Source organism: Mesorhizobium sp. M7A.F.Ca.CA.002.04.1.1, from assembly GCF_004022805.1.
Taxonomy (GTDB): domain Bacteria; phylum Pseudomonadota; class Alphaproteobacteria; order Rhizobiales; family Rhizobiaceae; genus Mesorhizobium; species Mesorhizobium ciceri.
In genome coordinates this window covers 1-10550 of the sequence record NZ_RZPL01000116.1, presented here as the reverse complement: position 1 = coordinate 10550, position 10550 = coordinate 1, and the positions used below count along the sequence as shown (strand labels likewise).

At 63.6% G+C, this 10550-nt stretch carries 10 protein-coding genes; 5 read left to right on the top strand and 5 right to left on the bottom strand.

Annotated features, from left to right (window positions below; translation table 11 throughout):
- The coding region (locus ENZ75_RS08810) for an SDR family NAD(P)-dependent oxidoreductase (RefSeq protein WP_128278033.1) at positions 1-681 on the top strand (681 nt) is incomplete at its 5' end.
- A 47-nt stretch (positions 682-728) separates the two neighbouring features.
- Here ENZ75_RS08810 and ENZ75_RS08805 read toward each other — a convergent pair.
- The gene (locus ENZ75_RS08805; RefSeq protein ID WP_063168494.1) at positions 729-1346 is read right to left on the bottom strand and encodes an MOSC domain-containing protein; all 618 of its coding nucleotides are present in this window, start codon (positions 1344-1346) and stop codon (positions 729-731) included.
- A 197-nt stretch (positions 1347-1543) separates the two neighbouring features.
- On the opposite strand from ENZ75_RS08805, the gene ENZ75_RS08800 reads away from it, so the two are divergent.
- Positions 1544-2110: an isoprenylcysteine carboxylmethyltransferase family protein gene (locus ENZ75_RS08800; protein ID WP_063168495.1), complete on the top strand. Its 567-nt coding sequence runs from the start codon at positions 1544-1546 to the stop codon at positions 2108-2110.
- A gap of 10 nt (positions 2111-2120) precedes the next feature.
- On the opposite strand, the gene ENZ75_RS08795 is transcribed toward ENZ75_RS08800, so the two are convergent.
- The 4 genes from ENZ75_RS08795 to ENZ75_RS08780 form a co-directional block, all read right to left on the bottom strand.
- Positions 2121-3242, bottom strand: coding sequence for a beta-ketoacyl-ACP synthase III (locus tag ENZ75_RS08795; RefSeq protein WP_027160654.1), 1122 nt, complete (start codon positions 3240-3242; stop codon positions 2121-2123).
- 142 nt (positions 3243-3384) lie between these two features.
- Positions 3385-4152: a trans-aconitate 2-methyltransferase gene (gene tam / locus ENZ75_RS08790; protein ID WP_128278031.1), complete on the bottom strand. Its 768-nt coding sequence runs from the start codon at positions 4150-4152 to the stop codon at positions 3385-3387.
- A gap of 43 nt (positions 4153-4195) precedes the next feature.
- On the bottom strand, positions 4196-5845 hold the full coding sequence (ettA, locus tag ENZ75_RS08785; RefSeq protein WP_013530923.1) for an energy-dependent translational throttle protein EttA: 1650 nt from the start codon (positions 5843-5845) through the stop codon (positions 4196-4198).
- A gap of 164 nt (positions 5846-6009) precedes the next feature.
- A complete protein-coding gene (locus ENZ75_RS08780; protein ID WP_063170270.1) occupies positions 6010-7017 on the bottom strand; it encodes a ribonuclease in 1008 nt (335 codons plus the stop codon).
- Between the two features lie 183 nt (positions 7018-7200).
- Here ENZ75_RS08780 and ENZ75_RS08775 point away from each other — a divergent pair, with 183 nt between their 5' ends.
- The 3 genes from ENZ75_RS08775 to ENZ75_RS08765 all read left to right on the top strand — a co-directional run.
- Positions 7201-8133: an alpha/beta hydrolase gene (locus tag ENZ75_RS08775; protein ID WP_063168497.1), complete on the top strand. Its 933-nt coding sequence runs from the start codon at positions 7201-7203 to the stop codon at positions 8131-8133.
- Positions 8134-8232: 99 nt separating this feature from the next.
- Positions 8233-9408 (top strand): CaiB/BaiF CoA-transferase family protein, encoded by a 1176-nt coding sequence (locus ENZ75_RS08770; protein WP_063168498.1) that lies wholly within the window; start codon positions 8233-8235, stop codon positions 9406-9408.
- On the top strand, positions 9405-10550 hold a 1146-nt coding region (locus ENZ75_RS08765), incomplete at its 3' end, for a thiamine pyrophosphate-binding protein (RefSeq protein WP_128278030.1). The genes ENZ75_RS08770 and ENZ75_RS08765, both read left to right, overlap by 4 nt.

Genomic DNA, 10550 nt, shown 5'->3' with positions numbered 1-10550 from the left:
ATAAAGCTCGACGTCACCGACAAGAAAGCCGTCGATGCCGCTGTCGCCGAGGCGCACAAGCGTTTTGGCCGGCTCGACGTCGTCATCAACAATGCCGGCTACGGCCATTTCGGCGCCATCGAGGAGGTCAGCGAACAGGAAGCTCGCGACCAGATCGAAACCAATGTCTTCGGCGCTCTGTGGGTCACTCAGGCCGCACTGCCGATCATGCGGGCACAGCGTTCCGGCCACATCATCCAGATCTCGTCGATCGGCGGCGTCAATGCCTTTGCCTCGCTCGGCCTCTACCACGCCTCGAAATGGGCGCTGGAGGCCTTCAGCCAGTCGCTCAGCATCGAGGTCGCGGAATTCGGCATCCATGTGACGCTGGTCGAGCCGGGCGGTTTCTCCACCGACTGGGCCGGGCCGTCGGCCAAGGTATCCCAACCGATCGAGGCCTATGCGCCCGCCCGTGCCAAGATGGCCGAGCGCCGCGCCAATTCGGTCGCCGGCGATCCAGACGCCACCGGGCCGGCCATGCTGGCCATTGTCGACGCCGCCGAGCCGCCGCTGCGGGTATTCTTCGGCGATGGCGGCCTGCCGATGATCAAGCAGGAATACGCCAACCGCATTGCCACCTGGGAGAAGTGGGACGACGTTTCCATCATGGCGCAAGGCGTGAAGAAGAACCGCAAGGGCTGAAGTCCAGCGCTTTTGCTGCGCCGCTCCATGGGCGGCGTAGCCGGCCCTCAGGCTTGATAAATCCACTGCTCCGGCACGCGCAGCGATATCTCTTCGCCTGCCCTAACCGTGCCTGGCTTCTCTACCCAGGTGACAATGCCGCGCAGCCGCTTCGCCGCTTTCGGGAACAGCAGAGCGCCGGCTTCGACGTCGGCCATTCCGGCGTTCTCCGCGATCGACCGGCCGGCGATGCGGCACGGACCATTCTGCGCGTCGACCTTGACTGTCACGCCGCCCTTGAAGAACAGCAGCGTGCCGGCCGGCAGCATGGAGAGGTTCGGCACCCCTTCGATCACAAGATTGGCGCCGATCCACTCCGGCCTGATCTCGGCCAGGCGCATGCGCTCGGCGACGATGGCGAGTTCATCCGCTGCCACGATCGACAGCTGCCGTTCGTTGCGCATTTCAGTGCCGCGCGGATACCAGGGCTCGCGCCCGCCCGAGCGCCGTGTCGGCCCGGCATGGAAATCGCCTGAAATGCCGTCGAAACCCAGCCGCAATTCGTCCACCGGGCGCGTCTGAAAATGATCCGCCGGCGCCACGTAAAGCGCTGCCGCCCTGGCGGCAAGCTTTCGCGCGGCAATGATTTCAACCGGCTTTTCAGCCTCGGGGAAGAGATCCGGCATGGCGTTCTTTCTATTCGTCATCCAGCGAATTAGCCGGGCGCGCTTCGCGGCGTCCAGTCGAAAGTGCTGATCGTCCGATCAACAGCACCGATAGGATCGCGATCACGCTTTTCTTACCTGTCATCGATCTCGCACCGCATTGCCGGCGCGCGGTGCCGGTTTCATAGTGACGTCCAGACGGTTTGCGGAGGCTGATCATGCGACCTGTGACGGCAATCACGTTGCTTTGGTTGATCTGGGCAGGAAGCTGGGCCGTCGCCGCTTTGTGGTCCGACCCTGCCCAGAAGCGCGCCGGGTTCAAGGCGGAGGCCCGCTATCGGGGTCTCTGGATAGCCGGCGCGGTGCTGCTGTTCATTCCGGCGCACGGCTATGAAGGCCGGCTCAGGCTGTGGATGCCTGATCTCCCCGAAGCCTGGATCTGTGTCGCCCTGATCGCCATCGGCATCGCCTTTGCCTGGTGGGCGCGCCTGCATCTCGGCAGGCTGTGGTCGGGCACCATCACCGCCAAGGCCGGGCACCGTGTCGTCAACACCGGCCCGTATGGCCTTGTCCGGCATCCGATCTACACCGGATTGCTGCTGGCGATCCTCGCCACCATGGCAGCCAAGGGCACCATGTGGGGCATAGCCGGAACCGCGCTGCTCATCATCGGCATCGTGACGAAAGCCAGGCTGGAAGAAAATTTCCTGCGCGGCGAACTGGGCAGCGCCTATGACGACTATGCCGCGCGCGTTCCGATGCTGGTGCCGTTCGCACCAGCATGACGCGGCAGCCTCAAAGCATTCTCAGCAGCGCGCCGCCGATCGAATAGCCCGCGCCGAAGGCGCAGATCAGACCGAAATCGCCCGGCTTCATATCGGCGTGGTTCTCCGACAGCGCGACGATGGCCCCGGCGCCCGCCGTGTTGCCCAGCCGCTCCAGCACCATTGGCGCGCGGTCGTGATCGACCTCGTGGCCGAACGACAGCTTCAGGATCATCGCATTCATCCGCGCATTGGCCTGATGCAGCCAGAAGCGCCTGATCGCCTGCGGCGTCAGCCCGTGCTCGGCGAGGAATTCGACGATGAATTTCTGCCCGGCGACGGTGACTTCCTTGAACACCTTGTTGCCGACCTGCTTGATCAGGTTGCCTTCCAGATTGATCATGTAGGGATCATCCTGGGCGGTGCGGGTATGGTAGCCCAGATTGGTGCGGATGTTGTTCGACATCTGCGTCCAGATGCGCGTGTCGAGCACCTCGAAGCGCCCCGGCCGCTTGTCGCCCTTGGCCAGGCCTTCGACCACCATCGACACCGAAGCGTCGCCGAAAATGAAATGCGTCTGCCGGTCGCGGAAATTGAGATGGCCGGTGATGATCTCGGGCGTCGTCACCAGAATGCGCTTGTGCGCGCCCGACCGCACCAAATTGACGGCGATGTGCAAGGCCGCCGCCGCCGAAGAACAGCCGAGCCCCATGTCGAAGCCTGCGCCCTTCGTGCCCAGCGCCTCCTGCATTTCGATGGCGATCGCCGGATAGGGCCGCTGGTGATGCGAGGCCGAGCAGATCACCAGGTCTATATCCGACGGCTGTAGCCCCGCATGCTCGAGAGCCTTCTTCGCCGAGGCGATGCCGAACTCGGCTTCGAGCGACAGCGCATCGTCGGGCCGAGCCGGAATGCGCGGCGACATGCGGGTCGGGTCGAGAATGCCTTCGCGCTCGATGACATGACGGGTGCGCACGCCCGAAGCGTGGACGATGAAGTCGCTATCCGATTTCGCCAGCGGCGGCTCGTCGGTGCCCAGGCGGCGCGCATTCTCCGCGTCGACCCAGGCATTGAAGCTGGCCACCAGCTCTTCATTGGTGATTGTGGCTTCAGGGATTTCAACGCCGATGCCGCTGATGATGACGCGATGCATGTCCAGTCCGTCCCATCCGCAGGCGTTGCGGGCTTCATGTGGGCGCCGGAACGCTCCGGCGCAACAGTTTTCTCACCGCGGCGGTTTACGCCGGCTTAAACCAAAGGTTTAGGCCGGACTGGTCCTCGTGCAACATGGATAATCAGGCCCGCTTGGCAACGATGAAGATGCGTGGAAAGCGCAAAAGCACCTTGCCGCTAGCCGTTTTCGGATAGGCCTTGGCGATCTTGGCCGTGTAGCTTTCGAGGAACATCGCCCGTTCGTCGGAATCCAGCGGATCGAGGAACGGTTTCAGGCCCGTCGACTTCACCCATTCGACGATCGCCTGCGCGTCGGCAAGCGGGTGGTTGTAGATGGTATGCCAGATATCCAGCCGATCACTGAGCGGCGACAGGAGGTCATAGTAGGACGACACCGGCGGCAACGGCCCGCGTGCCGCGCCCTTGAGCTTTTCGGCAAACGGCAATTCGGCGGCGGTCTCGCGCATCAGGCGGTGGGAGTCCTCGCCCAGATTGTCGGGCATCTGGATGGCAAGCGCGCCGCCTGGCGCGAGGAAACCCATCAGCCGCTGGAAGACTGCGGGATGCTCGGGCAGCCACTGGAACACCGCATTGGCAAAAATCACGTCGACCGGCTCCGCCGGCTGCCATTTGGAGGCATCGGCCAGATCAAAGGTGACCTCGGGCAAGCGAGCCCGCGCCTTCTCGATCATGTCGGGCGAAGTGTCGAAGCCGCTCACCTCAGCATCCGGCCAGCGCTCGACAAGCAGTTCGGTCGAGTTGCCCGGCCCGCGCGGGATCTTGTGGCGCAGGTGCCCGTCGACTTTCCACGCCGGGTCGTCGACATCGGCTGCGGGCCGCGTGCGCTCGTCTTCGAATTTCAGATATTGGGCGGCGGACCAATCAGCCATTTGAGCTCCTCATGCCGGTTGAGATCGCCGCCCGGAACCCCCCCTACCGCGTCAGCCTCTTGTAGGTCATGCGGTGCGGGTTGACGGCATCCGGCCCGAGGCGGCGGATCTTGTCCTGCTCGTAATCCTCGAAATTGCCCTCGAACCATTCGACATGGCTGTCGCCCTCGAAGGCGAGGATGTGCGTCGCCAGGCGGTCGAGGAACATGCGATCGTGCGAGATGATGACCGCGCAGCCACCGAAATTTTCCAGCGCGTCTTCGAGTGCGGCCAGCGTTTCGGTATCGAGATCGTTGGTCGGTTCGTCGAGCAGCAGCACATTGCCGCCGGTCTTCAACATCTTGGCCAAATGCACGCGGTTGCGCTGGCCGCCGGAGAGGTTGCCGACCTTCTGCTGCTGGTCGCCGCCACGGAAGTTGAACGACGCGCAATAGGCGCGCGTGTTGGCCTCGAACTTGCCGAGCTTGACCACTTCTGCGCCGCCGGAAATCTCTTCCCACACCGTCTTCGACGGATCGAGAGCATCGCGGCTCTGGTCGACATAGCCGAGCTTCACCGTTTCGCCGACGCGCACAGAACCCGCATCCGGCTTTTCCTGGCCGGTGATCATGCGAAACAGTGTCGTCTTGCCGGCGCCGTTCGGGCCGATGACGCCGACGATGCCGCCGGGCGGCAGCTTGAATTCCAGGCCGTCGATGAGCAGCGTGTCACCAAAGCCCTTCGACAGGCCTTCCGCCTCGATCACGACATTGCCGAGCCGCTCGCCGTGCGGGATGACGATCTGCGTATCGCTCGGACGCCGCTTGTCGGCTGCATCCAAAAGGTCCTGGAACGCCTGGATACGCGCCTTGGACTTGGTCTGGCGGGCCTTCGGGCTCGACTGGATCCATTCGCGCTCGCGGCCGATGGCGCGCTGGCGGGCATCGTCCTCGCGGCCTTCCTGCTTGAGCCGCTTGGCCTTGGCTTCGAGGTATTTGGTGTAGTTGCCCTCATAGGGAATGCCGCGGCCGCGATCGAGTTCCAGGATCCAGCCGGTGACGTTGTCGAGGAAGTAGCGATCGTGGGTGATGATCATCACGGCGCCCGGATAGGCACGCAGATGCTTTTCCAGCCATGCCGTGGTTTCGGCGTCGAGATGGTTGGTCGGTTCGTCGAGCAGCAGAAGGTCGGGCTGGCGCAGCAAAAGCTGGCAAAGCGCGACGCGGCGGCGCTCGCCGCCCGAAAGCTTGGTGACTTCCGAATCCTTGGGCGGGCAGCCCAGCGCTTCCATCGCCATCTCGACCTGCTGTTCGAGGTCCCATAGGTTCAGCCGGTCCATCTCGTCCTGGAGCTTGGCCGACTCGTCGGCCGTCTCGTCGGAATAGTTCATCATCAATTCGTTGTAGCGCTCGATGATGGCGGTCTTGGCGGCGACGCCTTCCATGATGTTTTCGAACACGGTCTTGTCCGGATCGAGCGCCGGCTCCTGCGCCAGGTAGCCGACAGTGGCGCCTTCGGCGAGCCACGCTTCGCCGTTCCACTCCTTGTCGAGCCCAGCCATGATCTTGAGGATCGTCGACTTGCCCGAACCGTTGGGGCCGAGGATGCCGATCTTGGCGTCCGGATAGAAGGAGAGATGGACATTCTCGAGCACCTTCTTGGTGCCATAGGCCTTGTTGAGGCCGGCCATGTGATAGATGAACTGGCGTGCCACGCGCGCTTTCCCTGAAAAACCGACTGGATTTGTCGAATTGAATGGAGGTTGGCCGCTATGTAGGCGATGCGGCGGCGAACGGCAATCGCTTTTGCCAGATCAGGCCAATCACACGGACAAGCTTGGACCGCTGCTCGTGCAGTCTGGGCGCCGTTCAGCCGCCCTTACTGGAACCCGATAGCGTCGACGGTGCCGGTCGGGCAGCCTGCCTTGTTGGTCGGCACCGAAGCCAGCAGCAGGTCCTTGAGCGCGCTGTTTGGGCCGATCGGGCCGGCGAGGCCGAGCGTCAGTTCGCCGATCAGCCGCCTGCCGCTCGACGGATCGATGACGCAGGAAACGCGCACGCGGTCCCCTGCTCCCGCCCCGAAGGCAGTGTCGAAAGCGCCGCGGATCTGGTCGGCCGTTAGCTTGCCGCCGATGTTTTTGGCAAAGAGATCGCGCACCGGCGAACTGTTCACCGCGCGCATCAAATTCAGCGCATCGGAGAAATAGTCCTGCTGGCTCTTGCCGTAGCAGGTGCCGTGCTTGATCCATTCATGCCGTTCGAGATGGGAGGCCGTTCCAGGCATCACCTGATCGAGTTCCGTGCGGGTGTTGGCGTCAAGATTGACCGGCGGCAGGTCTTTCCAGTGGGCCGGATTGTCGTTGGCCTTGTCGCTCGCCGTCGCCTGGCAATAGAAATTGCCATTCGGCTGCGGCCACAGGCCGTGCAAGGTGAAATGCGTGGCGTCGAAATCGCCGGCACTTTGTGCCCTGCATTCGGTCTTGTTCGACTTTGTCTCGCAAAACGCCGGCTGCCAGCTCAGCGCGAAGACGTATTCGGGCTTCCCCGATGCCGCCGGCTTGCCTTGCCCGTCAGGCGCGGCCGGCACGGTCGCCGCGCTGCTGCCGGAAACATGGCCGCAGCTGACCTTCACCCAGCGGCGCTCCGGATCGGCGCCCGGCACCAGGATGAGATAATGCGTCGGCGTCTCCTTGTTGCCGGCAAGCAACTGATAGCTCTGCCCGGCATCGGTCGAGACATTGCCGGGGTTCTTGCCGTTCTTGATCGCTTGCGTCGCCGGACAGGCGGCGTCGGCGACGAAGCTGCCGCTCATCTTCACGTCGGCATGCGCGGCCCCGGCCAGCGACGCCGCCAACATGGCCAATCCGAAAACGACACCGATGCGCATGGAGAATCCCCGGCTGAAGAAGTGGGCGACAGACTGAAGCTGTCTCCATGTCAGAATTGCGATATTTTGCTGACCGAACGCAAGAAACATCGTCGCGAAAAGCGGGTTTGCCGGATTGACGCATAATGTGGGCCGGCGCAAACAAAGCCAACGACGACAAAAGCAAGGGCGGGACCAGGCGGCATGTCATTCAGCCAGCAGCGCGTGGTTGCCTCGCCGACCGGTGCCGAGCTCAATCTTTTCGTCAGGCAGGCCGATGGCCGGGCACGCGCCGTCGTCCAGATCAATCACGGGCTAGCCGAGCACGCAGCGCGCTATGCCCGCTTTGCCGATTTTCTTGGCTCGCGCGGTTTCGACGTCTATGTCCACGATCATCGCGGCCACGGCGCGACCAAGGCGTCCGACGCTCCGCTCGGCAGGTTCGCCGACAGGGACGGTGCCGCCAAGGTGATCGCCGACGTCGACGTCATCCATGATCTCATCGCCCGCGAACGGCCAAACAGACCGGTCATCCTGTTTGGCCATTCGATGGGTGCGTCGGTGGCGCTGAACTACCTGTTGCGCCACTCGCCACGCGTTCACGCGGCAGCAATCTGGAACGGCAATTTCTCCCAAGGCCCGCTTGGGCAGCTTGCGCTCGGCATCCTTGCCTGGGAACGGATGCGGCTCGGCTCCGACGTGCCATCGCGCCTGCTGCCGAAACTCACCTTCCAGGCCTGGGGCAAGGCGGTGCCCAATCACCGCACGCTGTTCGACTGGCTGTCGCGCGACGAAGCGGAAGTGGCGAAATACATTGCCGATCCCTTGTGCGGCTGGGACGCTTCGGTGTCGATGTGGCGCGACGTCGTCGGTATGGCGCTGAACGGTGGCAAGGATGCCGGCTTTGCCGGTATCCGGCGCGACCTGCCCGTCAGCATCGTCGGCGGCGAGAAGGATCCGGCTTCCGACTATGGCAAAGGGATCACCCATCTTGCCAATCGCATGCGCAAGATGGGCTTTTCGAATCTGGTTTCAAAGGTTTACGCCGACACCCGCCACGAAAGCCTGAACGAGGTGAATCGCGACATTATCATGGATGATTTCGCCGCCTGGGCCGACGAAGTCCTCAAAGCGTGACGGATTGGCCCATTGCAAGAGCCGTGACAGCCGTTGCAGGGCTTGATAGAGGCTCTGCTTTCGCAGCAATCGCAGTGATTGCGGCAACCACGGTGATCCATGGCTGAGCCCCCGCTGAAAGGCGTCCGCGTCGTCGAACTCGCCCGCATCCTTGCCGGGCCATGGGCCGGGCAGTTGCTTGCCGATCTCGGCGCCGATGTCATCAAGGTCGAGAGCCCCGATGGCGGCGACGACACCCGCAAATGGGGCCCGCCCTTCGTCATGGGCAAGGACGGCGAGAACCTGTCGGCCGCCTATTACCATTCCTGCAATCGCGGCAAGCGCTCCATCGCCATCGATTTCTCGACCCCGGAAGGCGCCGAGACGGTGCGCCGGCTGGTCGCCACTTCGGACGTGCTGATCGAGAACTTCAAGCTCGGCGGCCTGAAGAAATACGGCCTCGACTATGACAGCCTGCGCAAGATCAACCCGCGCCTCGTCTACTGCTCGATCACCGGTTTCGGCCAGGACGGTCCGTACGCACCGCGCGCCGGCTACGACTTCATCATCCAGGCCATGGCCGGCATGATGTCGATCACCGGCGAGGTCGGCCGCGAGCCGCAAAAGGCGGGCGTTGCCATCTCGGACATCTTCACCGGCCTTTATTCGGTCATCGCCATCCAGGCAGCACTGCGCCATGCCGAGCAGACCGGCGACGGTCAGCATGTCGACATGGCGCTTTTCGACACCCAGATCTCGGCGCTCGGCAACCAGAATTTGAACTATCTCGTCTCCGGCAAATCGCCGGTGCAGATGGGCAATGCGCATATGAACATCGCCCCCTACGAGGTGGTGCCGGTCCGGGATGGGCACATCATCCTGGCGGTGGGCAATGACGGCCAGTTCGCCAAATTCTGCGCTGCCGTCGGGCTGGACGACCTGCCTGCCAATCCCGACTTCGCCACCAATCCCGCCCGGGTCGCCAACCGGGCCAAGTTGCGCGAACGCATGGTCGAGGCGCTGAAGGTTTTTGACCGCGATCCGCTGCTGGCAAAGCTCGAAGCGGCCAGCGTGCCGGCGAGCCCGATCAACACGATCGGCCAGATGTTCGCCGACCCGCAGACGATCGCGCGCGGCATGCGGCTCGACCTGGACGACGGCCATGGCAATCTTCTGCCTTCGGTGCGCGCGCCGATGGTGATGTCGGGCACGCCGCTGGTCTATGAGCGCCCCTCGCCGCGCCTGGGCGAGCACACCCAAGAAATCCTTGCCGAACTGGAGAAGTCTGGACAATGAAGACTGGCGGACAACTCATCGTCGACGCTCTCGAAGCCAACGGCACCGACCGCATCTACTGCGTGCCCGGTGAATCCTATCTGGCGGTGCTCGACGCGCTGCACGATTCAGCGATCCGCACCATCGTCTGCCGCCAGGAAGGCGGTGCCGCCATGATGGCCGATTGCCACGGCCGCCTGACCGGCAAGCCCGGCATCTGCTTCGTCACCCGCGGCCCCGGCGCCACCAATGCCTCGGCCGGCATCCACATCGCCATGCAGGATTCGATACCCGTCATCCTGTTCATCGGCCAGGTCGCCGGCCACGCCAAAGAGCGCGAGGCTTTCCAGGAGGTGGATTACAAGAGGTTCTTCGGCGACATCGCCAAATGGGTAGTCGAGATCGACGACGCCTCGCGCATCCCAGAATTCGTCACCCGCGCCTTCGCCGTGGCGACATCGGGCCGTCCCGGCCCAGTGGTGATCTCGCTGCCCGAAGACATGCTGACCAGTGTCGTTGAAGCGCCCGTCGCCTTGCCGCACACACCGGTCGAAACGCGGCCCGGGGAAGCCGAACTCGATGCGCTTGAGAAATTGCTGGCCAAGTCCAAGCGGCCTTTCGTCATCCTTGGCGGCACGCGCTGGGACGCCGAGGCGGTTGCACAAATGCGCGCGATCGCCGAGGCCTGGTCGCTGCCGGTCGGCTGTTCCTTCCGCCGCCAGATGCTGTTCGATCATCTGCATCCGAACTATGCCGGCGATGTCGGCATAGGCATCAACCCGAAGCTGGCCACAGCGATCAAGCAGGCCGACCTCGTGCTGCTGATCGGCGGCCGCATGGGCGAAATGCCCTCCTCGGACTACACGCTGCTGAAAAGCCCCTACCCGGCCCAGACACTGGTCCATGTCCATGCCGATTCCGGCGAGCTCGGCCGCGTTTACAGGCCGGCATTGGCTATCAACGCCTCGCCGTCCGCCTTCGTCGACGCTTTCGCCAAACGCAAGCCGGCCTCCGCACCCGTCTGGGCAGCCGAGACGCCAAAGCTGCATGCCGCCTATCTCGACTGGTCGACACCACCCGAAAGCGGCCCCGGCCCGGTCCAGATGGGCCCGATCATGAACTATCTCGAAAAGATGCTGCCCGACGACGCCATCCTCACCAAC

Coding starts and splice junctions, on each gene's coding strand:
- ENZ75_RS08800 (WP_063168495.1), top strand. CDS start 1,544: ATGCGACCTGTGACGGCAATCACGTTGCTTTGGTTGATCTGGGCAGGA.
- ENZ75_RS08780 (WP_063170270.1), bottom strand. CDS start 7,017: ATGCGCATCGGTGTCGTTTTCGGATTGGCCATGTTGGCGGCGTCGCTG.
- ENZ75_RS08770 (WP_063168498.1), top strand. CDS start 8,233: ATGGCTGAGCCCCCGCTGAAAGGCGTCCGCGTCGTCGAACTCGCCCGC.
- ENZ75_RS08775 (WP_063168497.1), top strand. CDS start 7,201: ATGTCATTCAGCCAGCAGCGCGTGGTTGCCTCGCCGACCGGTGCCGAG.
- ENZ75_RS08805 (WP_063168494.1), bottom strand. CDS start 1,346: ATGCCGGATCTCTTCCCCGAGGCTGAAAAGCCGGTTGAAATCATTGCC.
- tam (WP_128278031.1), bottom strand. CDS start 4,152: ATGGCTGATTGGTCCGCCGCCCAATATCTGAAATTCGAAGACGAGCGC.
- ENZ75_RS08795 (WP_027160654.1), bottom strand. CDS start 3,242: ATGCATCGCGTCATCATCAGCGGCATCGGCGTTGAAATCCCTGAAGCC.